22 protein-coding genes and 1 tRNA gene are annotated in these 21,523 nt (G+C 65.0%); 11 read left to right on the top strand and 12 right to left on the bottom strand.

The window, feature by feature from the left end; translation table 11 throughout:
• Positions 1–76: 76 nt before the first annotated feature.
• Entirely contained in the window at positions 77–496 is a 420-nt protein-coding gene (locus AC56LG_RS19550) for a YgiW/YdeI family stress tolerance OB fold protein (protein WP_497167738.1), read from the top strand.
• Between the two features lie 25 nt (positions 497–521).
• Here the strand turns inward: AC56LG_RS19550 and AC56LG_RS19545 are convergent, their stop codons facing one another.
• Both AC56LG_RS19545 and AC56LG_RS19540 read right to left on the bottom strand, forming a co-directional pair.
• Positions 522–965 carry a nuclear transport factor 2 family protein gene (locus AC56LG_RS19545; protein WP_497167737.1) on the bottom strand — a complete coding sequence of 148 codons (444 nt, stop codon included), beginning with the start codon at positions 963–965 and terminating at the stop codon, positions 522–524.
• A 92-nt stretch (positions 966–1,057) separates the two neighbouring features.
• The gene (locus AC56LG_RS19540; protein WP_497167736.1) at positions 1,058–1,297 is read right to left on the bottom strand and encodes a hypothetical protein; all 240 of its coding nucleotides are present in this window, start codon (positions 1,295–1,297) and stop codon (positions 1,058–1,060) included.
• Positions 1,298–1,307: 10 nt separating this feature from the next.
• On the opposite strand from AC56LG_RS19540, the gene AC56LG_RS19535 reads away from it, so the two are divergent.
• The gene (locus AC56LG_RS19535; RefSeq protein WP_497167735.1) at positions 1,308–2,861 is read left to right on the top strand and encodes a PKD domain-containing protein; all 1,554 of its coding nucleotides are present in this window, start codon (positions 1,308–1,310) and stop codon (positions 2,859–2,861) included.
• Between the two features lie 80 nt (positions 2,862–2,941).
• Here the strand turns inward: AC56LG_RS19535 and AC56LG_RS19530 are convergent.
• A tRNA-Phe gene (locus AC56LG_RS19530) sits at positions 2,942–3,017 on the bottom strand.
• 120 nt (positions 3,018–3,137) lie between these two features.
• Between AC56LG_RS19530 and AC56LG_RS19525 the strand changes: the two genes are divergently transcribed.
• The 5 genes from AC56LG_RS19525 (at position 3,138) to AC56LG_RS19505 (ending at position 9,330) form a co-directional block, all read left to right on the top strand.
• Positions 3,138–4,361, top strand: a complete 1,224-nt coding sequence (locus tag AC56LG_RS19525; RefSeq protein WP_497167734.1) for an FAD-dependent monooxygenase — start codon at positions 3,138–3,140, stop codon at positions 4,359–4,361.
• Between the two features lie 21 nt (positions 4,362–4,382).
• Entirely contained in the window at positions 4,383–5,099 is a 717-nt protein-coding gene (locus AC56LG_RS19520) for a DsbC family protein (RefSeq protein WP_497167733.1), read from the top strand.
• Positions 5,100–5,147: 48 nt separating this feature from the next.
• The gene (locus AC56LG_RS19515; RefSeq protein ID WP_497167732.1) at positions 5,148–5,720 is read left to right on the top strand and encodes a nucleotidyltransferase family protein; all 573 of its coding nucleotides are present in this window, start codon (positions 5,148–5,150) and stop codon (positions 5,718–5,720) included.
• A 446-nt stretch (positions 5,721–6,166) separates the two neighbouring features.
• Positions 6,167–7,987, top strand: a complete 1,821-nt coding sequence (locus AC56LG_RS19510; protein ID WP_497167731.1) for a M61 family metallopeptidase — start codon at positions 6,167–6,169, stop codon at positions 7,985–7,987.
• A gap of 29 nt (positions 7,988–8,016) precedes the next feature.
• Positions 8,017–9,330, top strand: coding sequence for an amidohydrolase (locus AC56LG_RS19505; RefSeq protein WP_497167730.1), 1,314 nt, complete (start codon positions 8,017–8,019; stop codon positions 9,328–9,330).
• A gap of 138 nt (positions 9,331–9,468) precedes the next feature.
• On the opposite strand, the gene AC56LG_RS19500 is transcribed toward AC56LG_RS19505, so the two are convergent.
• The 7 genes from AC56LG_RS19500 to rpe all read right to left on the bottom strand — a co-directional run bounded on the left by AC56LG_RS19500 (position 9,469) and on the right by rpe (position 15,506).
• Positions 9,469–9,960, bottom strand: coding sequence for a hypothetical protein (locus tag AC56LG_RS19500; protein ID WP_497167729.1), 492 nt, complete (start codon positions 9,958–9,960; stop codon positions 9,469–9,471).
• A gap of 1 nt (position 9,961) precedes the next feature.
• On the bottom strand, positions 9,962–10,762 hold the full coding sequence (trpC, locus tag AC56LG_RS19495; protein ID WP_497167728.1) for an indole-3-glycerol phosphate synthase TrpC: 801 nt from the start codon (positions 10,760–10,762) through the stop codon (positions 9,962–9,964).
• A gap of 7 nt (positions 10,763–10,769) precedes the next feature.
• A complete protein-coding gene (gene trpD / locus AC56LG_RS19490) occupies positions 10,770–11,807 on the bottom strand; it encodes an anthranilate phosphoribosyltransferase (protein WP_497167727.1) in 1,038 nt (345 codons plus the stop codon).
• 38 nt (positions 11,808–11,845) lie between these two features.
• The gene (locus tag AC56LG_RS19485; protein WP_497167726.1) at positions 11,846–12,409 is read right to left on the bottom strand and encodes an anthranilate synthase component II; all 564 of its coding nucleotides are present in this window, start codon (positions 12,407–12,409) and stop codon (positions 11,846–11,848) included.
• A 1-nt stretch (position 12,410) separates the two neighbouring features.
• Positions 12,411–13,907 carry an anthranilate synthase component I gene (gene trpE, locus AC56LG_RS19480; RefSeq protein WP_497167725.1) on the bottom strand — a complete coding sequence of 499 codons (1,497 nt, stop codon included), beginning with the start codon at positions 13,905–13,907 and terminating at the stop codon, positions 12,411–12,413.
• Positions 13,908–14,118: 211 nt separating this feature from the next.
• Positions 14,119–14,835 carry a phosphoglycolate phosphatase gene (locus AC56LG_RS19475; protein ID WP_497167724.1) on the bottom strand — a complete coding sequence of 239 codons (717 nt, stop codon included), beginning with the start codon at positions 14,833–14,835 and terminating at the stop codon, positions 14,119–14,121.
• Positions 14,835–15,506: a ribulose-phosphate 3-epimerase gene (rpe, locus tag AC56LG_RS19470; protein WP_497167723.1), complete on the bottom strand. Its 672-nt coding sequence runs from the start codon at positions 15,504–15,506 to the stop codon at positions 14,835–14,837. The genes AC56LG_RS19475 and rpe overlap by 1 nt, the downstream gene beginning before the upstream one ends.
• A gap of 149 nt (positions 15,507–15,655) precedes the next feature.
• Here rpe and apaG point away from each other — a divergent pair, with 149 nt between their 5' ends.
• Positions 15,656–16,030, top strand: coding sequence for a Co2+/Mg2+ efflux facilitator ApaG/CorD (gene apaG, locus AC56LG_RS19465; RefSeq protein ID WP_497167722.1), 375 nt, complete (start codon positions 15,656–15,658; stop codon positions 16,028–16,030).
• On the opposite strand, the gene AC56LG_RS19460 is transcribed toward apaG, so the two are convergent.
• Positions 16,031–16,180 carry a hypothetical protein gene (locus AC56LG_RS19460; RefSeq protein WP_497167721.1) on the bottom strand — a complete coding sequence of 50 codons (150 nt, stop codon included), beginning with the start codon at positions 16,178–16,180 and terminating at the stop codon, positions 16,031–16,033.
• Between the two features lie 11 nt (positions 16,181–16,191).
• Here AC56LG_RS19460 and mltA point away from each other — a divergent pair, with 11 nt between their 5' ends.
• A complete protein-coding gene (mltA, locus tag AC56LG_RS19455; RefSeq protein WP_497167720.1) occupies positions 16,192–17,415 on the top strand; it encodes a murein transglycosylase A in 1,224 nt (407 codons plus the stop codon).
• A 4-nt stretch (positions 17,416–17,419) separates the two neighbouring features.
• Here the strand turns inward: mltA and AC56LG_RS19450 are convergent, their stop codons facing one another.
• On the bottom strand, positions 17,420–18,718 hold the full coding sequence (locus AC56LG_RS19450; protein WP_497167719.1) for an MFS transporter: 1,299 nt from the start codon (positions 18,716–18,718) through the stop codon (positions 17,420–17,422).
• Between the two features lie 73 nt (positions 18,719–18,791).
• Here AC56LG_RS19450 and AC56LG_RS19445 point away from each other — a divergent pair, with 73 nt between their 5' ends.
• Together AC56LG_RS19445 and AC56LG_RS19440 are read left to right on the top strand one after the other, a co-directional pair.
• Positions 18,792–19,568, top strand: a complete 777-nt coding sequence (locus AC56LG_RS19445; RefSeq protein ID WP_497167718.1) for an enoyl-CoA hydratase — start codon at positions 18,792–18,794, stop codon at positions 19,566–19,568.
• A 1-nt stretch (position 19,569) separates the two neighbouring features.
• Positions 19,570–21,120, top strand: coding sequence for a phospholipase D family protein (locus AC56LG_RS19440; protein WP_497167717.1), 1,551 nt, complete (start codon positions 19,570–19,572; stop codon positions 21,118–21,120).
• The last annotated feature ends 403 nt before the right edge of the window (positions 21,121–21,523 follow it).

Below are 21,523 nucleotides of genomic sequence, written 5' to 3'. Positions count from 1 at the left end.
ATGTCCGGCCGGTCTAATGTGTCTGTGCCGGCTGACATCCATGCGGCCATCCACTCATCAAGACAAAGGATCGACCATGAAACGCTTCTTCCAGATTTCCTCCATCGCCACCCTCGTCGCCGCCTCGGCCTTCGCCATCGCCCAGCCCACCGGCTACACGGGCCCATCGAACAAGGCGGCACCGTCGGCAGCGAACTCGGCTGGATACGCCGGCCCAACCAGCGTGCCGCTGATGACCGCCAAGGCCCTGCTCGACAGCGGCAAGGACGACCAGTACGCGCGCCTGCAAGGCAAGCTGCTCAGCCACAAGGGCGGCGAAGACTACGAATTCGCCGACGCCAGCGGCAAGATCACGGTCGAGATCGACGCCAAGCACTTCCCGGCCGGCGTCACCATCGACCACAACACCCTGGTCGAGCTGACCGGCGAGTTCGACAAGGAGACGTTCGGCGAATCGAGTTTCGACGTCAAGCAGTTGAAGGTCGTAACCAAGTAAATGTGGGAGTAGGGGCGTCGTTCCCTCAATGGTGCATCGGCGTCCCGGCTACCGCCTGCCCCGGCTGGTCTGGCCGGAATGCCCGCTCGCCCGCGGCGGTATCCTGGAAGCTCTCGAACTTGGCCACCTTGCCGTCGCGCAGCGTGAACACATGCACCCACGGGCTGTCGTAGCTGCGCCCGGTCTGCTTGCACAGCCAGGTCGCTTCGCCGGTAACGACCACCTTGTCGCCTTCGGCAATGAATTCCTTCGGCTCGAAGCGCAACGCCTGCGCCTCGGCGTCGAGTGTCTGGAAAAACCGGGCGATCTCGGCCTTGCCGTTGTGGCGGCCGGCGAAAGGAACGTATTCTGCGTCGGGTTCGATCCAGAGTGCGTCGTCGTGATAGCGCTCCAGCAGATGGGGAATATCTCCGGCCTGGAATAGTTGGTAGCCTTCGATCACGATCCGCTTGTTGTCCTGTGCATTCATGGCAGCCTCCTCGTGCGTCGGCCCGCCGGCAATCGCGGACGCGCATGCCACGGCGTGTCGATCCTTTGAGCCTAGTGCGCGCAATGGGAAAGTCAAGTCACGCTCCATGGCAGGCCTTTGGCAAGGCGCTTATTGCCAGTATTCAAAAAAGCGTCGCAGGCGCGCAAATCGGCGATCCCGGCAATGCAGGATTCATTGGTCCAGCACAAGCGTCGGCGCAATTCCGGGCTGAGCGCTACTGTGCGCGCCATTCGCCACGCATGATTGAGCCCTTTTTTCGACAACGACCCTGACACCGTCAATGGTGACAGATGCGGGTTCTTGTCCTTCAATGGAGACTCCATGCGATTTGCATTAGAAAACAATGTGTCGGCTGACAGCATACGGCGGCTGTCGCACAGGTTCTTGCCGGTTGTGATGCTGTGGTTGGGAGCGGTGAGTGGGGCGGCCGCGCTGCCGGCGTCCGGGCAGGCGACTGGTGGATACGACAGCCGGCACACAAGCTACCGCGTGATCAACCTCGGTCCGGGCACGATCGCCGCTTACCCGGCCATCAACGCCAGCGGGCAGGTGGCGTATTCGCTGGTGATGGGCGGGCGTACGTCCGGTTTTTTCTATGACGGCAAGAGCGTCAGGAATATCGCCGGGCCGGGCGGCGCTACTGTCCGCGTGGCCGGGCTGAACGACGCGGGACAGATTGCCGGCACCGCGCTGAACGGCAAGGGCGTCGAGAGCGCCTTTGTCTGGAGCGTGGGTGGCGGCATGCTCGACCTTGTCGCCCAACCGGGCCAGGGCCGCTCATATGGCATGGCGATCAACAACCGCGGCGTCGTCACCGGCGCGTTCAGCCGTTCGGCGGACGGTGCAGATCGCGCGTTTCGCTGGAGCCTCGCCAGCGGGCTGGAAGACCTGGGCCCGGGGTCCGGCGCACCCGTGCCTTCTGCCGGCAGGATACTCAACGATGCCGGCCTGATCGCTGGCGTCGGCACGATCGACGACGAAACGACACGCGTGTTCGCCTGGACGCGCGCACGCGGCATGGTCGACATCGACACGCTGGGCAGCGTCGAGTCGACGCCGGTGGCGGTCGGCGCGCAGGGCGAGGTGGCCGGCAATCGCCTGGCGTCGCTGGAGGACGGCGGCGATCGTCCGTTCTTGTGGACGAGCGCCGGCGGGATGGTGGACCTCGGGATCGGCCGCGGCAGCACGGCCTGGGTGAGCGCGATGACGCCCGGGCTGCATATCGCCGGTGGCATCGGTTTTCCGGATGGCCGCCATCGCGCCATGTCATGGACGCGCCGTACCGGCATGCGCGAACTCGGCACGCTGGGCGGCAGGTCGTCGGTCGCGCGGGCCGTCAATGCTGCCGGCCAGATCGTCGGCTATGCCGAGGACAGGGCCGGCGCCATGCGCGCCTTTGTGTGGCGTGCGGACAGCGGCATGCTCGACCTGAACCGCTTCCTGCGCCATGCGCCGCCCGGCCTGGTGCTGGACCACGCGCTGGCGATCGGCGACGGCGGCGCGATCGTGGCCAGCTCGAATGCGGGATTGGTCCTGCTCAGGCCGGATCATGGACGCGGCAGCGGGCATGTCCTTGGTCCGATCGTGGCGCCACGCAGCGCCAGGGTCGGGGTGCCGCTGCAAGCCAGCGTGGGCTTCATCGATGACGACCGGACCGGCACGCGCAGTGTCGACTGGTCGTGGGGCGACGGCAGCGGCGGGCCGGCGCGCACGATCAATGAACGCAGCGGCATTGGCAGCGCGAGCGCCAGCCACAGTTTTCATGCGCCGGGCACGTACACGGTCACGGCGACGGTGGTGGACCGCGAGGGACGCAGTACCACCGTCAGCCATGAGGTGGTGGTGAGAGCGACCGCTGCGCGGCCGGCAGGGTGAGGGTATTACTTCGAATAAAAGAGCAGGCCAACAACAAAAACGCCACCCGAAGGTGGCGCTTTGCTGTACTGCTGAATTCTTGGTGGCCCGGGGCGGAATCGAACCACCGACACAAGGATTTTCAATCCTCTGCTCTACCAACTGAGCTACCAGGCCAAGAGAGGCACGATTATAGCCAGCCGGCGGCGGCTCCGCAAGTCCCGGCTGCAACTTTCTTCGCAGGCTGCGTTCGCGGCGCCTGAAGTGCGCTTTGAACATGCCGCTATAATGCCTGGCATGACGACCCCAATTTCCTCCTCCGCACAGCACCGCAGCGACGTCTGCATCGTCGGCAATGGCGCCATCGCCAAGACGGCGGCGCTCGGCTTCGCCCAGGCCGGGCACAGCGTCACGCTGCTGGTTCCCGCCAACCAGACCGACAGTCCGGTCGCCGTCAGCGGCGGCGAACGCCAGTGGGACGTGCGCGTGTACGCACTGAACCACACGGCGCGCAACCTGCTGGCGTCGCTGAAGGTGTGGGATGCGCTCGACGCGGACAGGGTGGCGCCGGTCGATGCGATGGCGGTCAATGGCGACGGCAAGAACGGCGGCAGCCTCGGCTTCGATGCCTTCGGGGCGCACACCGGGGCGCTGGCCTGGATCGTCGAGGACAGCAATTTGAATGGGGCACTCGACGCGGCGCTGAAGTTCGCCCACAAGGTCGAGATCGTCAAGGGTTGCGGCAAGCGCCTGGCCTGCGGGCCGGAAGGCGCGGCGGTCGAACTGGACGATGGCCGCCGCATCGATGCGAAGCTGGTCGTCGGCGCCGACGGCCGCGATTCCTGGGTGCGCGGGCAGTGCGACATCGGGATCGATTACCGTTCGTATCACCAGAAAGCCATCGTCACCAATTTTTCCTGCGAAAAGCCGCACCACGGCGTCGCCCACCAGTGGTTCACCTGCAGCGACGGCGTCATCGCGCTGCTGCCGTTGCCGGGCAACCGGGTGTCGCTGGTCTGGTCGGCGCCGGAAACCCTGGCCGCGACCCTGATGGAAGAATCGATGGGCGAACTCGCGGTGCGCCTGTGCGAATACGCCGACGCGGCGCTCGGCACCCTGCGTCCGCTGCAGCCGGAGGCGGTGAAAGCGGTGCCGCTGGCGCTGGTGCGCCCGCATGCGCTGACGGCGCCGCACGTGGCCTTGATCGGCGACGCCGCCCACGCCGTGCACCCACTGGCCGGTCACGGCATGAACCTGGGCTTCGGCGACATCAACGATCTGCTGCGCGTGGTGGCGGAACGCGAAGAGCACCGCGCCATCGGCGACGAGCGGGTTTTGGCGCGCTATGCACGGGCACGCAAGGAAGATGTGTTGTTAATGCAACTGGCCACCGACGGACTCGAGCGCTTGTTCGGTGCCAACCTCGAGCCTTTGCGCGTTGCCCGCAATTTGGGATTAAACTTGCTCGATAAGTTGCCTTTCATTAAGCGCCGCCTGATGGCGCACGCCATTGGTCAGTAATTTTTTAGGGAATCATAAGTAATGTTGAAAACCAAGATCGCCGTGCTGGCGGCGACCGGCCTGATGGCGTCGTGCGTAGGGGCCGAGAATACGGTCGAAGCGAATATCCGCAAGAACATCGAGCCGCGCCTGGGCGGCGCCAAGATCGATTCGATCACTGAAACCCCGTACGGCGGCCTGTACGAACTGCGCATCGGCGGCGACATCCTGTATGCGGACAAGAAGGGCGACTACCTGTTCATCGGCCAGGTCTACGAGGCGAAAACCTCGCGCAACATCACCAAGGCGCGCGTCGACGACCTCAACAAGATCAAGTTCTCCGACCTGCCGCTGGCCTCCGCGCTGAAGCAGGTGAAGGGCGACGGCAAGCGCGTGATCGCCGTCTTCGAAGACCCGAACTGCGGTTACTGCAAGCGCCTGCGCCAGACCACGCTCAAGGAAATCGACAACGTCACCATCTACACCTTCATGTACAACATCCTGTCCGAGGATTCGTTCACGAAGTCGAAGAACATCTGGTGCGCGCCGGACCGGGTCAAGGCCTGGGACGACTGGATGATCAACGGTAAAGTGCCGCCGACGACGCCCAACTGCGAGACCCCGAACCAGAAGATCGTCGAACTGGGCCAGAAACTCAAGATCCAGGGCACGCCGGCGATCTTCTTCACCGACGGCACCCGCATCCCGGGCGCGGTCGACCTGGCCGGACTGGAAGCGAAGCTGGGCTCGATCAAGTAAGCCACCCTGCGTCGTCCAGCTGAACATGGTCCTGCTGAACGCCCGCGCATGAACGCGGTCGGCATCCTGCTGGCGGCGGGCCGCGGGCGCCGCTTCGATCCGCTCGGCGCGCGCAACAAGCTGCTGCAACCGCTCGCATCCGGCGAACCGGTGGTGGTGGCCAGCGCGCGCAATCTCCTCTCCGTTCTTCCCCGTGTAATCGCCGTGGTGCCGCCGCAGGATGGCGGCGTGGCCGCTGCATTGTCCGCACTCGGCTGTGAAGTCACGCTGTGCGGGCAAGCCGACAGCGGCATGGCCGCCTCGCTGGTGCGGGCGATTACGCATTCGCTGCCGCAGGCCGATGCCTGGCTGGTGGCGCTGGGCGACATGCCGTATGTGGCGCCTGCCACCTTGCGCATACTGCTCGCCGCGCTGGAGGAGGGCGCTGACATTGCCGCACCCGTGTTCGCCGCGCGGCGCGGTAATCCGGTGGCGTTCGGGGCGGTGCACCTGCCGGCGCTGCTGGCGCTGCAGGGCGAGCATGGGGCGCGTGCCTTGCTCAAGTCGGCGCCGGTGGTGGAAGTCGCGGTGGATGATCCTGGCATCCTGCGCGATATCGATACGCCTGACGATTTAACGTAGCGTGGTCGGCTCCACCCTGTTGGCTGATCATCGTTGACTGTGGCGCCGCCCACGCGTTCAAGCGGCTCCCGAAACCGCGCGACGATGCGTACGTGCGTTGAACGCGTGGGCGGCGTCGAAGCCGCGTCTGATCATGGTGCCGGGTGGAGCCGCCCACCTTACGTCGAGCTGCACGCTTACCGTCCAGTAGGGTGGTCGGCTCCACCCTGATGGCTGATCATCGTTGACGCTGGCGCCGCCCACGCGTTCAAGCGGCTCCCGAAACCGCGCGACGATGCGTACGTGGGTTGAACGCGTGGGCGGCGTCGCAGCCGCGTCTGATCATGGTGCCGGGTGGAGCCGTCCACCCTACGGCCTGCTGCACATGGAACGGCTACCCGCCGTGGCTGGAGTCAGTCTGTACGAATCCGTTACACTACGAGAATCGCCCGACTCACTTCGCCACCATGAAAAAACCAGCCCAGAAAAAGCAGCCCGCGATCCACTACACCATCGTGCCGAAAGACCTGGCCGGCCATCTGTTCAACGTGACCGTCACCGTGCCGGCGCCAGCGCCGGACGGGCAGGTGTTCGCGCTGCCGGCCTGGATCCCGGGCAGCTACATGATCCGCGAGTTCGCGCGCAATATTGTGCGCATCCGCGCCGAGTCGAACGGCGCCACCGTCGCGCTCACCAAGCTGGACAAACATTCGTGGCGCGCGGCGCCCGTCGACACGGCGCTGACGCTGCACTACGAAGTCTATGCCTGGGACCTGTCGGTGCGCGCCGCCCACCTCGACCAGACCCACGGCTTCTTCAACGGCACCAGCGTGTTCCTGCGCGTGCTCGGCCAGGAAGCGGGCGCCCATGAAGTCGACATCCAGCGACCGGGCGATGCGCTGGCCAAGACCTGGCGCGTAGCCACCGCGATGAAGGAACTGGGCGCCAAGCGCTACGGCTTCGGCACCTATGTGGCCGCCAACTACGACGAGTTGATCGACCATCCGGTGGAGATGGGCGACTTCGCATTGGCCAGTTTCAAGGCGCACGGCATCCCGCACGACATCGTCGTCACCGGGCGCGTGCCGAATCTCGACATGGCGCGCCTGCAGGCTGACCTGAAAGCCATCTGCGAAGCGCAAATCACGCTGTTCGAGCCGGAGACCAACCGTGCACCGGTCGAGCGCTACGTGTTCATGACGATGGCGGTCGGCGACGGTTACGGCGGCCTGGAACACCGCGCCTCGACGGCCCTGATCTGCGCCCGTGGCGACCTGCCGTGCAGCGCCACGCCGCAGCCGGGCGAGCCGGGCGAGGGCTACCTGAAATTCTTGGGACTGTGCAGCCACGAGTACTTCCACACCTGGAACGTCAAGCGCATCAAGCCGGCCGTGTTCGCGCCCTACGATCTGCAAGTGGAGAACTACACGCCGCTGCTGTGGCTCTTCGAAGGCTTTACCAGCTATTACGACGACCTGATGCTGGTGCGCGCCGGGATCATCGGCGAGCCGACCTATTTCAAGCTGCTCGGTAAAACGGTCGGCAGCGTGCTGCGCGGCAGCGGGCGCCTGAAGCAGAGCGTGGCCGATTCGAGCTTCGATGCCTGGAGCAAGTACTACCGCCAGGACGAGAATTCGCCGAACGCGATCATCAGCTATTACAGCAAGGGTTCGCTGATCGCGCTGGCATTCGACCTGACGATCCGCGCGAAGACCGGCGGCGCGAAGACGCTGGACGACGTCATGCGCGCGCTGTGGCAGCGCTACGGGCGCGATTTCTACCCGAGCGTCGGGCGCGGCGTCACCGAAGCGGAGGTGGAAGCGCTGTTCGACGAAGTCAGCGGCCTGAAACTGCGCAACCTGTTCGACAAATTCGTGCGCGGCACCGACGACCTGCCGCTGGCGAAACTGTTTGCACCGTTCGGCATAAAACTGGTCGACGAGCGCAAGAGCGGCAAGCCGTCGCTCGACGCCGGCATCGGCCGCGACCCGCTCGGCGCCAGGCTGACGCAGGTGCACGAAGGCGGTGCGGCGCACCAGGGCGGCCTGTCGGCGCTCGACGTCGTGATCGCGATCGACGGCTTGCGCGTGAACGGCAACCCGTCCAACGTCGAAGCGCTGCTGGCGCGCTACCGCGTGGGCGACAAGGTGACGCTGCACGCCTTCCGCCGCGACGAATTGATGGCCTTCGAGGTCACGCTGCAGGGCGACCGGGTGCCGGGCGTCACGCTGTCGCAGGCGGTGGCCGGCAAGAAGTCGTCGGCGCTGCCGCGTCCGAGCGCAGCCTGATTTCCATCCGTTTTCAGAAGAGGTCTTCATTGAAACAGCTTGCCGCAGCCATCCTCGCCCTTGCGGGTCTTGCCACCTTGCCGGCCCTGGCCCAGCTTCCCGCACCCGTGAAAAACGATGTCGCGACGCGCGTCAACGGCATGTATCCCTGGCTCGATACGGTGTATAAAGACCTGCACGCGTATCCCGAGATCGCCTTCCAGGAAGTGCGCACCGCGGGCAAGCTGGCCGGCGAAATGCGCAAGCTCGGTTTCCAGGTCACGGAAAAGGTCGGCAAGACCGGCGTGGTCGCCGTCTATAAAAATGGCGCCGGGCCGACGGTGCTGGTGCGTACCGAACTCGATGGCTTGCCGATGGAGGAAAAGACCGGTTTGCCCTACGCCAGCCGCGCGAAAGCCACCAGCGACGGGCGCGAGAGTTTTGTCACCCACAGCTGCGGCCACGACATCCACATGGCGAGCTGGCTCGGCGCCGCGCGCACGCTGGTAGAGTTGAAAACCCAGTGGCAGGGCACCCTGGTCTTCATCGCCCAGCCGGCCGAGGAAACCGTGTCGGGCGCGAAAGCGATGCTGGACGACGGCCTGTTCACCCGCTTCCCGAAGCCGGATTATGCTTTTGCGCTGCATTCCTGGCCGCTGGCGCACGGCACGGTCGGCTACAACACGGGCGCGGTGTCGTCGAACTCCGATGCGATCGAGATCGTGTTCAAGGGACGCGGCGGCCATGGCTCGGCGCCCGACAAATCGCTCGACCCGATCACGATTGCCGCGCGCTTCGTCGTCGACGTGCAGACGGTGGTCTCGCGTGAAAAGGATCCGAAGGAATTCGGCGTGGTGACGATCGGCGCGATCCAGGGCGGCACGGTCGGCAACATCATCCCCGACAGCGTGCAGGTGCGCGGCACCATCCGCTCCTACAGCCCGGCCGTGCGGGCAAAGTTACTGGACGGCGTGCGCCGTGTGGCGAATGCCTCCGCGGCGATGGCGGGCGCCCCGGCGCCGGACGTGCAGCTGATCAGTGGCGGCGCCGCGATCGTCAACAGCGAAGCGCTGGTCACCAACACCGAGGCGGTGTTCAAGGATGCCTTCGGCGAGGCCAACGCCCAGCGCATGCCGGCGATGACGGCGAGCGAGGATTTTTCGCAGTTCGTGAACCAGGGCGTACCGTCGATGTTCTTCTTTACCGGCGTGTACGACCCGCAGGTGGTCGAAGAAGCGGCGCGCGAAGGCGGCAAGCCGATCGCGTTCAACCATTCGCCGTTTTATGCGCCGGTCCCGGAACCGTCGATCAAGACGGCGGCGCAGGCGATGAGTCTGGCGGTGTTGAATGTGATGGCGCGGTAGGGCGGTGCGGTTGATTCAATGTATGAAGGCGGGCATGCCCGCCCTACGGTGAACGAATAAACGTAGGGCAGGCATGCCCGCCGTTTCGTATCCCGACATACCCGACGATCGCCATTTGCCGCACCGATTGAAAACCCGTCACTGCGGCCCCGCCAGCGACCGCAACTGAAACCGGTACTGGTGATCGAACAAGAAGGTCTCCGAAAACGTCAGCGCCCGCGTATGCGTCGCCAGCAAATTGACCGGCGGCGGCAAGCGCCCGGTGCGCCGCATCGACGCCAGCGCCACCTCGGACGCATCCGGATCGCGCGAGCGCTGCACCGCGACATCCTGCAATTCGCCATCCTCGCCCACCGTGATGTTCACGACCACGATTGCCGGCAGCATCGGCGGCAGGCGTCCGCTGAAGGTCTGGCCGCTGTTGGCGCGCATGACGTGCTGCGCCACTTCGGCCTTGTAGGCATCGAGCGTGCGCGATGGCGGCGCCACCGGGGCGACAGTTTTGGGAGCAGGAAGAATGGCGGCGACGAGGCGCTTGGCCGTGGAAGCGACGGGCTGGACCGTGCTGCATCCGCCCAGGGCTGCCAGTAGAAGGAGGAGAGCGGCCCGGGTGCGGATGGAAGTGATCATGTTAGTTGAATAATCGTCGAAGTTCGTCGCCAGGGCTGGCCGCACGCATGAAGGCTTCGCCCACCAGGAACGCGTGCACGTTCGCTTCGCGCATGCGCCGTACGTCGTCCGGCACCATGATTCCCGACTCGGTCACGACCAGCCGCTCGCTGCCGATGCGCGGCAGCAGGCCGATGGTCGTCTCCAGCGAAACCTCGAAGGTGCGCAGGTTGCGGTTGTTGATGCCGACCAGCGGGGTTTTCAACCGAAGCGCCGCGGTCAACTCATCACCGTCATGTACTTCGACCAGCACATCCATGCCAAGTTCCTGGGCACAGGCTTCCAGCTCCGCCATCAGGCCATGGTCGAGCGCGGAGACGATCAACAGGATCGCATCGGCGCCCATGGCTCGCGCTTCGTACACCTGGTACATGTCGACAATAAAATCCTTGCGGATCACGGGCAGGTCGACGGCTGCACGCGCCTGCTTCAGGTACTCGACGCTGCCCTGGAAAAAGTTCACGTCGGTCAGTACCGACAGGCAGGCAGCGCCGCCTTCGGCATAGCTCTCCGCGATGTCCGCCGGACGGAAATCCGCGCGCAGCACGCCTTTCGACGGCGACGCCTTTTTGACTTCGGCGATCACGCCGGCGCGGCCGGCGGCGATGTGTTTGCGCAGGCTCGCCTCGAAGCCGCGGACGCCGGCGCGCAGGGCGGCGTCGGTTTCGACCTCGCGGCGCAGGCTGGCGATATCGCGGTGGCGTTTGGCGGCCGCCACTTCGTCGGCTTTGACGGCCAGGATCTTGTTCAGGATGTCGGACATGGCTACCTTATGCGCCCGCGCCCAGCTGGCGCGTGACGTTCACGAATTGTTCGAGCTTGGCCATGGCCGCGCCGGACGCGATGGTCAAACGTGCGCGCGCCAGGCCATCCTCGATCGACGATGCCACGCCCGCCGCATACAGCGCGGTGCCGGCGTTCAGTGCCACGATGTCGGTGGCCGCGCCCGCTTCGCCGCGCAGCGCTTCCATCACGCGCAGCTTCGATTCCTCGGTGTTCGCCACTTTCAGGTTGCGGCTGGCGATCATCTGCAGGCCGAAGTCTTCCGGGTGGATTTCGTATTCGCGGATCTCGCCGTTCACCAGTTCGCCGACCAGGGTACCGGCGCCGAGCGAGACTTCGTCCATGTTGTCGCGGCCCCAGACCACCATCGCATGCTGGGCGCCGAGGCGCTGCAGCACGCGCACCTGGATGCCGACCAGGTCGGGGTGGAACACGCCCATCAGGATGTTCGGCGCGCCGGCCGGATTGGTCAGCGGCCCGAGAATATTGAAGATGCTGCGCACGCCCAGTTCGCGCCGCACCGGCGCCACGTGGCGCATGGCCGCATGGTGGTTCGGTGCGAACATGAAGCCGATGCCGGTCTGCGCGATCGATTGCGCGATCTGCTCGGGTTTCAAGTCGATGTGGGCGCCCAGCGCTTCGATCAGGTCGGCGCTGCCCGAGGAGGACGAGACGCTGCGCCCGCCATGCTTGGCCACGCGCGCGCCGGCGGCGGCGGCCACGAACATCGAGGCGCTCGAGATATTGAAGGTATTCGCGCCGTCGCCGCCGGTGCCGACGATGTCGAGCAAATGGGTGGTGTCGGCCATCGGCACCTTGGTCGAGAACTCGCGCATGACTTGCGCGGCGGCGGTGATCTCGCCGATGGTTTCCTTCTTCACGCGCAGGCCGACCGTCAGCGCCGCCACCATGGTCGGCGACACTTCGCCCGACATGATCTGGCGGAACAGGTGCAGCATCTCGTCGTGGAAGATCTCGCGGTGTTCGATACAGCGCAGCAGCGCTTCTTGTGGGGTGATCTTCATGGGCGTTCCAGTATGGATGATCGAGGAGCGAACGACGTTCAGCCTTCGAGGAAGTTTTTCAGCAGCGCGTGGCCGTGTTCGGAGAGGATCGACTCCGGGTGGAACTGCACGCCCTGGATGTCGAACTCCTTGTGGCGCACGCCCATGATTTCGCCGTCGTCGGTCCAGGCGGTCACTTCGAGGCAGCTCGGCAGCGAAGCGCGCTCGATCGCCAGCGAGTGGTAGCGGATCACGGTGAAGGGGCTCGGTAATCCCTTGAAGACGCCTTCGCCGGTGTGCGCGATCAGCGAGGTCTTGCCGTGCATGACCTGCTTGGCGCGCACGATCTTGCCGCCGAACGCTTCGCCGATGGCCTGGTGGCCGAGGCAGACGCCGAGGATCGGCAGCTTGCCCTGGAATTCCTTGAGCACGTCGACCGAGATGCCGGCGTCGACCGGTGCTTTCGGGCCCGGCGAAATGCAGATGCGCTCGGGGTGCATCCGGTCGATGTCGCCCAGCGAGATTTCGTCGTTGCGCACCGTGCGCACGTCTTCACCGAGTTCGCCGAAATACTGGACGATGTTGTAGGTGAAGGAATCGTAATTGTCGATCATCAGCAGCATGTCAAATCTCTCCATCCAGTCCGTCTTGCACCTGCTCGGCCGCGCGCAGCACGGCGCGCGCCTTGGCTTCGGTTTCCTGCCATTCCATCTCGGGAATCGAGTCGGCGACGATGCCGGCAGCGGCCTGCACGTAGAGGTTGCCGTCCTTGATCACGCCGGTGCGGATCGCGATCGCCACGTCCATCTCGCCGCCAAAGGAGAGGTAGCCGCAGGCGCCGCCGTAGATGCCGCGCTTCGTCAGTTCCAGCTCATCGATCACTTCCATGGCGCGCACCTTCGGCGCGCCGGTGAGCGTCCCGGCCGGGAAGGTGGCGCGCAGCACGTCCAGGTTGGACATGCCTTCCTTCAGCGCGCCCTCGACGTTCGAGACGATGTGCTGCACGTGCGAGTATTTTTCGATGACCATGCGGTCCGTCACCTTCACGCTACCGGTATCGGCGATGCGGCCGATATCGTTGCGTGCCAGGTCGATCAGCATCACGTGCTCGGCGATCTCTTTCGGATCGGCCAACAGCTCTGCCGCCAGTTCGGCATCGCGTTCCGGCGTGGCGCCGCGCGGGCGGGTGCCGGCAATCGGGCGCAGCGTGACCTTGCGTTCGCCGGCAGTCGACGTCTCGTTGCGCACCAGGATCTCGGGCGAGGCGCCGACGATCTGCATGTCGCCGAAATTATAGTAGTACATGTACGGGCTCGGGTTCAGCGAACGCAGCGAGCGGTACAGCGACAGCGGCGAATCGACGTAGGGCTTGCGGATGCGCTGGCCGATCTGCACCTGCATCAGGTCGCCGGCCATCACGTATTCGTGGGCCTTCGCCACCGCCTTCAGGTAGTCTTCCTTGCTGAATTCGCGCACCGCATCCGTGCGTACCGAAGCCGTCGTCACCGGCGCATCGACGCTACGGCGCAGCATCACGCGCAGGTCCTTCAGCCGCTGGCGCGCTTTCGAGAACGCTTCGGGCTTGCTTGTGTCGGCATACACGATCAGGTACAGCTTGCCCGACAGGTTGTCGATGACGGCCAGTTCTTCGGTCACCATCAGCTGGATGTCGGGCAGGCCGAGCGTGTCCTGCGGCGCCTTGTTCGCCAGCTTGCGCTCGATGTGGCGCACCGTGTCGTAGCCGAAGTAGCCGGCCAGGCCGCCGCAGAAGCGCGGCATGCCCGGACGCAGCGCGACCTTGAAGCGCGCCTGGTACGTTTCGATGAAGTCGAGCGGATTGCCCTCGTGGGTCTCGACGACGACGCCGTCCGTGACGATTTCGGTCAGGTTGCCGCTGCTGCGCAGCAGGGTCCTGGCCGGCAGGCCGATGAAGGAATAGCGCCCGAAGCGCTCGCCGCCGACGACCGACTCCAGCAGGAAGGTGTTCTTGCCGGTGTCTTGCGATTGCGCCAGCTTGAGGTACAGGGTCAGCGGCGTTTCCAGGTCGGCGAACGCTTCGGCGATCAGCGGAATGCGGTTATAGCCCTGGTTGGCCAGCGATTTGAATTCGAGTTCGGTCATGTTCTTCTCCGGGCCGCCAACGTTGGAGGGAGATGGGCGGCGGTGGTTCAAAAAACCTGCCGGTGCGCGTGCAGCCGGCAGCAATCAAGCGGGTTCAGTTGGCCCAGGATTGCCAGCGTCGCCACAGCCAGGCCTCGGGGGCGCGGGTGTGATCGGCGGTGTGTTTTTGAGTGAAGAACATGTATAGATGAGTTGGTTTAAGTGCAGTTAATCAGTATAGTTGAGCGTTGCTGTTGTGCGCACGAACGCGCTCGGCGGCATCGAGTAGCGAATTCACTATACCATCGGAATCGATGCTTTGCACAGGCCTCCCGTGGTTATAACCATATGGCACCGTGAGCACGAAGCAACGCGCCGCGCGCGCCGCCTCGGCATCGTTCGAGGAGTCGCCGATGGCGACCACCTGCGGCGGCGCCAGGTCGAAGTCCGCACATACCTGCAGCAGCGGCAGCGGATCGGGCTTTTTCTTCGGCAGCGAGTCGCCGCCATACACCAGCTCGAAAAACGTCGCGAGACCCTTCTGCGCCAGCAGCGGCGTGGCGAAGGCGATCGGCTTGTTGGTCACGCAGGCCAGGCGCAGGCCCATTTCCTTGAATGCCGTCAGCCCTTCGATCACGCCCTCGTACAGCCTGCTGCGCTGGCCGTTGATGGCGAGGTAATGGCGCTGGTAGTTCGCCATCGCCTCGTCGAACACGGCATCGATGCGCGCCGCGTCGTAGTCGAGCGCCAGCACGTCGCGGATCAGCTTTTCCGAACCCTTGCCGACCATCGGGTGGATGACGTCCTGCCCGATCGGCGCGAGGTCGAATTCGGCGCGCATGCCGTTCAGGGCCAGTTCAAAGTCGGGCACGGTGTCGAGCATGGTGCCGTCGAGGTCGATGATGGCGGCCTTGATCGCCGCCGACGTGCTACCGAAAGCGGCGCGCATTACTTGCCGACCGTGGCCAGTTCGGCGCGCATGGCGTCGATCACGGCCTTGTAGTCGGGCTTGCCGAAGATGGCCGAGCCGGCAACGAAGGTGTCGGCGCCGGCAGCTGCTGCTGCTGCGATGTTCTCGGCCTTGATGCCACCGTCCACTTCCAGCATGATGTCGCGGCCCGATTCATCGATCAGGCGGCGCGCGATCGCGATCTTCTTCAGCGCCTCGGGGATGAAGGACTGGCCGCCGAAGCCCGGATTGACCGACATAATCAGGATCATGTCGATCTTGTCCATCACGTGCTCGAGGTAGTGCATCGGCGTGCCCGGGTTGAACACCAGGCCGGCTTTGCAGCCGTGGTCGCGGATCAGCTGCAGCGTGCGGTCGATGTGTTCGGACGCTTCCGGGTGGAAGGTGATGATGTTGGCGCCGGCCTTGGCGAAGTCGGGAATGATGCGGTCGACCGGTTTCACCATCAGGTGGACGTCGATCGGCACCTGCACATGCGGGCGGATCGCCTGGCACACCAGCGGGCCGATGGTCAGGTTCGGCACGTAATGGTTGTCCATCACGTCGAAGTGGATGATGTCGGCGCCTGCCTCGACGACGTTGCGGACTTCTTCGCCCAGGCGGGCGAAATCGGCGGACAGGATGCTGGGAGCGATGCGGTAGATGGTCATGGGATTGCAGTGCGGTTGGGTGAAGCCGCTATTTTACGCCGGGCCGCGGTTGGGGCGCGCAGCCCGCGCTTTGCAGCCGGATTCCGCGTGGCGCGGTATCATGCCTTATCACGCACATGCGTCTCCACCAATAAGAAAGAGGGAAGCCGATGGCTGCCTACGATTTTACCGTTACCGTCCGCACCAAGTACCTGGCTGAGCAGAGCAAGCCGGACCAGGACGAATACCTGTTTTCCTATACGATCACCATCGTCAATAGCGGCGAAGTGCCGGCACAGCTGATTTCGCGCCACTGGATCATCACCGACGCCAACAACCGCACGCAGGAAGTGGCGGGCCTGGGCGTGGTCGGGCACCAGCCGCTGCTCAAACCGGGCGAGCAGTTCGAATATTCGAGCGGCACGCCGCTGGCCACGCCGCAGGGCTCGATGCACGGCGAGTACTTCTGCGTGGCCGAGGATGGTCACCGCTTCGAAGTCAGGATTCCCGAGTTCGTACTGACGGTGCCGAGCATGCTGCACTGATCAGGGTTCGCGCGGCGGCTCGGGCTGCTGGTCCTTTTCTTCGCGCAGCGGCCGTTTGCGCTCTTCCGGGCGGCCATGGAACATCGTCCACCAGACGATAAACACGAGCAGGAACAGCGCCACGCCCGCTTCCAGCATCAAGATCCACATAGACAGTCCTTATGCAAACGATACGCCGCAGTGTACCCGCTTCGCTCGCCCTGGTGGCCCTGCTGTTGACTGCCTGCGGCACGCCGCCAACGGCGCCACCGGCCAAACCGCAGCCTGCACCATCGCAGCGGCCCGACATCGTGATGCCGCCGCCGGTCGGCCCGGTCGGCATTCCGGCCGACGTGCCGAAGCCGCCACCGGTAGCGCCAATGACACCGGTCTCGTTCGATACGCTGCCCGGCTGGCAGCAGGACGACCTGCGCCAGGCCTGGCCGGCCTATCTCGCATCCTGCCGCGTGCTGGCGAAAAAACCGCAGTGGAGCGCGCCCTGTGCCGCCACGTCCACGGTCGATGCCGGCGACAGCGGCGCCATCCGGCGCCATTTCGAAACCTATTTCGTGCCGCACCAGATGCGTATGCCCGACGGTGCGGATACCGGCCTGATCACCGGCTACTACGAGCCGATGCTGCGCGGTGCGCGCAAACGCGGCGGTGCCTTCCAGACGCCGCTGTACCGGGTGCCGGACGATCTGATCACCGTCGACCTGGCCGCCGCCTACCCGACCTTGAAGAACATGCGCCTGCGCGGCCGCCTGGTCGGCAAGACCGTGGTCCCGTACAGCACCCGCGCCGAGATCGAACGTGCGCCCTTGAGCGGCAAGGAGCTGCTCTGGGTCGACGATCCGGTGGAAGCCTTTTTCCTGGAAGTGCAGGGTTCGGGCCGGGTACGCATCGACGAGAGCGGCGAAACGGTGCGCATCGCCTTCGCCGACCAGAACGGCCATCCGTATAAAGTGATCGGGCGCTGGCTGGTAGAGCAGGGGCAGTTGCCGGCCGACGGCGTCTCGGCGCAGAGCATCAAGGCGTGGATCGCGGCCAACCCGGCGCGGCGCCAGGAACTCCTGAACGTCAACCCGAGCTATATCTTCTTCCGCGAAGAGCGCCTGCCGGATCCGACAATCGGGCCGAAAGGCGCGCTCGGCGTGCCGCTGACCCCTGAGCGTTCGGTGGCGGTCGACCCGACCCAGGTGCCGCTGGGCGCGCCGCTATTCCTGTCGACGACTCACCCGACCACCAGCGCACCGATCCAGCGCCTGATGATGGCGCAGGACACCGGCGGCGCCATCCGCGGCGCGGTGCGGGCCGACTTTTTCTTTGGCTTCGGCGGGAATGCGGCCGAGTATGCGGGAAGGATGAAGCAGCGCGGGAATGTGTGGGTGCTGTTGCCTAAATAAGGCCTCAGTCATTTACATGGCGTAAGCGCGTCCCCGCCACAGCCGCTACTGCCAACACAATCGCCCCCGCCGCAATACACACCAGCCCGGTCCGCACACTGAAGCGTTCGGCCAGCGCACCCGCCGCCAGCGCACCGACCGGGGCGCTCGCCACCGTCAGCGAGCGCATCGTCGCCACCATCCGGCCCAGCACCGCGTCGGGCGTGACGCGCTGGCGCAGGGCGATGTAGGGCACGAAGAACAGGGTGGCGCCGCAATCGAGCAGGAACACCACGCCGCCATAGGCGATGGCGGTCGCCAGCGTGCTGCGGAGCAGCGAGGCGGGAATCGCAGGCATCAAGGCAAAGCCCAGTGCCGACACGCACAGGCCGACCAGGATCGCGCGTCCGGTGCCGTAGCGTTTCGACAGCGGCTTGACCAGGATCGAGCCGGCCAGGATGCCGGCACCGCCCAGCATTTGCGCCGTCCCCATCACGCCAGGCGCCAGGTTCAGTACGCGCGTGGCGAACAGCACGTGCAGCGCCAGGTAGCCGTAGAACAGGAAGTGCCAGGCGCCTGAAGTCCAGGCCAGGGTGCGCAGCACGCGCTGGCGCCAGACAAAGGCCAGGCCCTCGCGGATGTCCTGCAGCGGATGCGCGTTCGATGGCGCCGGCTGCGCTTCGCGCGCGCGGATGCGGCGCAGGTTCGCCAGCGAGACGACAAAGCCGGCGACATTGCACAGGATTGCCACCGGCGCGCCGAGCAACTGGACCATGGCGCCGGCCATGCCCGGCCCCAGCAGGCGCGCGGCCGATTCGGTGCCGGCCAGCCTGGCCTGGGCGTCGACCAGCCGCTCGCGCCCGACGACGAAGGTAAGAAAGACCTGCTCGGCACTGCCGCCGACCACCAGGCCGGTACCGAGCACGAAGCCGACCGCATACAGCCAGTGGATGGTCAGCGCGTCCAGCCACCAGGCCAGCGGCACGCTCGCCAGCGCGGTCGCCACCATCGCATCGCTGCACATCATGATCGGCAGGCGCCGGCAGCGGTCGAGCAGCACGCCGGAGGGCAGGCCAAACAACAGGAAGGGCAGGGACTCGAGTGCGGCGAGCGTGCCCATTTGCGCCGGCGTGGCATGCAGCATCAGCACCGCACAGATCGGCAGCGCGAGCAGGGTGATCTGAGAGCCGAACTGGGTGAGCGCACTGCTCAGCCAAAGGCGGCGGAAGTCGCTGCTGCGCAGCAGGCCGTCTTTGCTGAATCGGCCGAGGGTCTGGCGGAGGGTAGTGATGGCGGGCTCGTATGCGGCTTGCTTGAATCGCAATGATACCTGCCTTTCCCAGCCGTGGAGACGCTACAATCTCGGGCACATCAATCCCTATTATTAGAGGTGCCCCATGGAATACGCTGACCTGCTGATCGAAAACCACGGCAAAGTCGCCGTGATTCGCCTGAACCGCCCCAAGGCGATGAATGCGCTGAACGACAACATGATGAACGAACTGGGCGACGCCCTGTACAAGTTCGATGCCGACCCGGGCGTGAACGTCATCGTCCTGACCGGCAGCGAAAAAGTCTTCGCGGCGGGCGCCGACATCGCGGCCATGGCGAATTACACCTATGCCGACACCTACCCGGGCAACTACATCGGCCGCAACTGGGAACACATCCTGAACGTGCGCAAACCGGTGGTCGGCGTGGTGGCCGGCTACGCCCTGGGCGGCGGCTGCGAACTGGCGATGATGTGCGACTTCCTGATCGCCGCCGACAGCGCCAGGTTCGGCCAGCCTGAAATCAAGGTCGGCGTCACGCCGGGGGCGGGCGGCACCCAGCGCCTGCCGCGCACGATCGGCAAGGCCAAGGCAATGGACATGCTGCTGACCTCGCGCATGATCGATGCCGCCGAGGCCGAGCGCACCGGCCTGGTGTCGCGCATCTTCCCGGCCGATAAACTGATGGAAGAGGCGCTGGCCGTGGCCCAGACCATCGCCGAGATGCCGGTATCGGTCGCGATGGCGATCAAGGATTCGGTCAACCGCGCCTTCGAGACCACGCTGACCGAGGGCGTGCGCTACGAGCGCCGCTTCTTCCATGCCGCCTTCGGCACCCCTGCGCAGAAGGAGGGCATGTCCGCCTTCCTGGCGAAACGCAAGGCGAATTTCGAAGGGATGTAAGGTGCGCGCCCTGGCGCTGCGGATTGGGGCCGGCATTCTTGTAGTTGCTGCAGCGACGAGCTGCGGCTGCACGGCGCTGCCACCAATCGGACAGCGTACGGCCAGCGTGGCGCTGTCCGATACGGCGGATACGCGGCTGGGCCAGGCGATCGCGCCGCTGGCTGCAGAACATCCGGGCCGCTCCGGCATCCACGCCTTGTCCGACGGGCGCGATGCGTTTGCGGCCCGCGTCCTGCTGGCGCGCGGCGCCGAGCGCAGTCTCGACGTCCAGTACTATATATGGCGCAACGACCTCACCGGCACCTTGATGCTCGATGCATTGCGCAGCGCCGCCGCGCGCGGCGTGCGGGTCCGGCTTCTGCTCGACGATAACAATACCGCCGGCCTCGATCCGGTGCTGGCTGCGCTGGACCGCGATCCGAACGTCGAGGTCCGTCTGTTCAATCCCTTTGGTGCGCGCAGCTGGCGCAGTCTCGGCTACCTGACCGACTTCAGCCGCCTGAACCGGCGCATGCACAACAAATCCTTCACGGCCGATAACCAGGCGACGATCGTCGGCGGACGCAATGTCGGTGACGAGTACTTCGGCGTGGCGGGCGACATGCTGTTCGTCGATCTCGACGTGATGGCGGTTGGCCCGGTGGTGCAGGAGGTGTCGCAGGACTTCGACCGCTACTGGAACAGCGCCTCGGCGTATCCGGTCAGCGCACTGGTCGAGGCAGCGGAGGCTGAACCTGCTGCAGCGCTGGCTACGCGTGCGGCAGCGTTGCGTGCCGGCCCCGAAGCGCAGCGTTACCTGGACGCGATGCGCAGCTCTCCCTTCGTCGAACAGCTCACCGGGCGCCGTCTGCCGCTGGAGTGGAGCAGGACCGAACTGGTGAGCGACGATCCGGCCAAGGTGCTGGGCCAGGCGCCGCCGGATGCGCGCATGGTGGTCGATCTCGGCAAGCTGCTGGGCGAGCCGAAGCGGGAGGTCGACCTCGTGTCGCCATATTTCGTGCCGAGCAAGCGGGCGGCACAGGGGCTGGTCGATATCGCCGGGCACGGCGCCAAGGTGCGGGTGCTGACCAACTCGCTCGAAGCGACCGACGTCGCGGCAGTGCATGCCGGCTACGCCAAGTGGCGCCATGCATTGCTGCGCGCTGGCGTGTCTCTATATGAACTGCGGCGCCGCTGGGGACCGGAACTGTCGGAGAGCGGACGTGGGCGTTTCGGTAGTTCGGCTTCGAGCCTGCATGCCAAGACCTTTGCCGTCGATGGCCGCAGCGTGTTTGTCGGTTCCTTCAATATGGACCGGCGTTCGATCGACCTGAATACGGAGATGGGCTTCGTCATCGACAGTCCGGCCCTGGCGCAGCGCCTGAGCCACACCCTCGATGAGAGCATTCCGGGCGCCGCCTACGAAGTGCGGCTGGACGATGACGGCAAGCTGTACTGGCTGGAGCAGACGGATGGCAAGGTCCGCCGCCATGAGCAGGAGCCGGGCACCACGGTATGGAAGCGTGCCGGCGTAAAAGTGCTGTCGATTCTGCCGATCGACTGGCTGTTGTAAATAGTTCGCGGCAGGGTCTTGCGCAACTGCGCAGCCGTTTGCTATAGTTCGCCTCCTCGCAAAAACGACAACGAAATCAAGTAGTTGAAGATGCAACGAGAAGCCGCAGACTCTGCGGTGTAGCAAAAAAGAAGTTGACGAGAATCAGAAATTGCTTCATAATCTTCTTCCTCTGCTGCTGACAAACAAAACGATTTGTCGCTGACAGCAAAGTGCAGTACCGCCCTCGGCGGGAGCCCAAGTTCTTTAAAAATTAACAGTCGATAAGTGTGGGCGTTTGATGGAAGTGCCAGGAACTTCGGTTCTTGATTACTTAAATTATCAAATGTTCACAAAAGTATTAAGCGTTGTCTCAGCAATGGGATGACGGTCAGTATCTTGAGTGAGCGACCCCTTAGCAATA

It is taken from the genome of Telluria sp. ZB2R32, assembly GCF_059685715.1.
The sequence above is the reverse complement of the archived record's forward strand: the minus strand, read 5'-3'. Positions and strand labels throughout refer to the sequence as shown.

Bases quoted from the DNA above. Each gene is read 5' to 3' on its own strand.
- AC56LG_RS19545 (WP_497167737.1), bottom strand. From the start codon at position 965: ATGAATGCACAGGACAACAAGCGGATCGTGATCGAAGGCTACCAACTA.
- mltA (WP_497167720.1), top strand. From the start codon at position 16,192: ATGCAAACGATACGCCGCAGTGTACCCGCTTCGCTCGCCCTGGTGGCC.
- AC56LG_RS19445 (WP_497167718.1), top strand. From the start codon at position 18,792: ATGGAATACGCTGACCTGCTGATCGAAAACCACGGCAAAGTCGCCGTG.
- AC56LG_RS19525 (WP_497167734.1), top strand. From the start codon at position 3,138: ATGACGACCCCAATTTCCTCCTCCGCACAGCACCGCAGCGACGTCTGC.
- AC56LG_RS19500 (WP_497167729.1), bottom strand. From the start codon at position 9,960: ATGATCACTTCCATCCGCACCCGGGCCGCTCTCCTCCTTCTACTGGCA.
- AC56LG_RS19475 (WP_497167724.1), bottom strand. From the start codon at position 14,835: ATGCGCGCCGCTTTCGGTAGCACGTCGGCGGCGATCAAGGCCGCCATC.
- AC56LG_RS19510 (WP_497167731.1), top strand. From the start codon at position 6,167: ATGAAAAAACCAGCCCAGAAAAAGCAGCCCGCGATCCACTACACCATC.
- AC56LG_RS19550 (WP_497167738.1), top strand. From the start codon at position 77: ATGAAACGCTTCTTCCAGATTTCCTCCATCGCCACCCTCGTCGCCGCC.
- rpe (WP_497167723.1), bottom strand. From the start codon at position 15,506: ATGACCATCTACCGCATCGCTCCCAGCATCCTGTCCGCCGATTTCGCC.
- trpE (WP_497167725.1), bottom strand. From the start codon at position 13,907: ATGACCGAACTCGAATTCAAATCGCTGGCCAACCAGGGCTATAACCGC.
- apaG (WP_497167722.1), top strand. From the start codon at position 15,656: ATGGCTGCCTACGATTTTACCGTTACCGTCCGCACCAAGTACCTGGCT.
- AC56LG_RS19485 (WP_497167726.1), bottom strand. From the start codon at position 12,409: ATGCTGCTGATGATCGACAATTACGATTCCTTCACCTACAACATCGTC.
- AC56LG_RS19515 (WP_497167732.1), top strand. From the start codon at position 5,148: ATGAACGCGGTCGGCATCCTGCTGGCGGCGGGCCGCGGGCGCCGCTTC.
- trpC (WP_497167728.1), bottom strand. From the start codon at position 10,762: ATGTCCGACATCCTGAACAAGATCCTGGCCGTCAAAGCCGACGAAGTG.
- AC56LG_RS19535 (WP_497167735.1), top strand. From the start codon at position 1,308: ATGCGATTTGCATTAGAAAACAATGTGTCGGCTGACAGCATACGGCGG.
- AC56LG_RS19460 (WP_497167721.1), bottom strand. From the start codon at position 16,180: ATGTGGATCTTGATGCTGGAAGCGGGCGTGGCGCTGTTCCTGCTCGTG.
- trpD (WP_497167727.1), bottom strand. From the start codon at position 11,807: ATGAAGATCACCCCACAAGAAGCGCTGCTGCGCTGTATCGAACACCGC.
- AC56LG_RS19520 (WP_497167733.1), top strand. From the start codon at position 4,383: ATGTTGAAAACCAAGATCGCCGTGCTGGCGGCGACCGGCCTGATGGCG.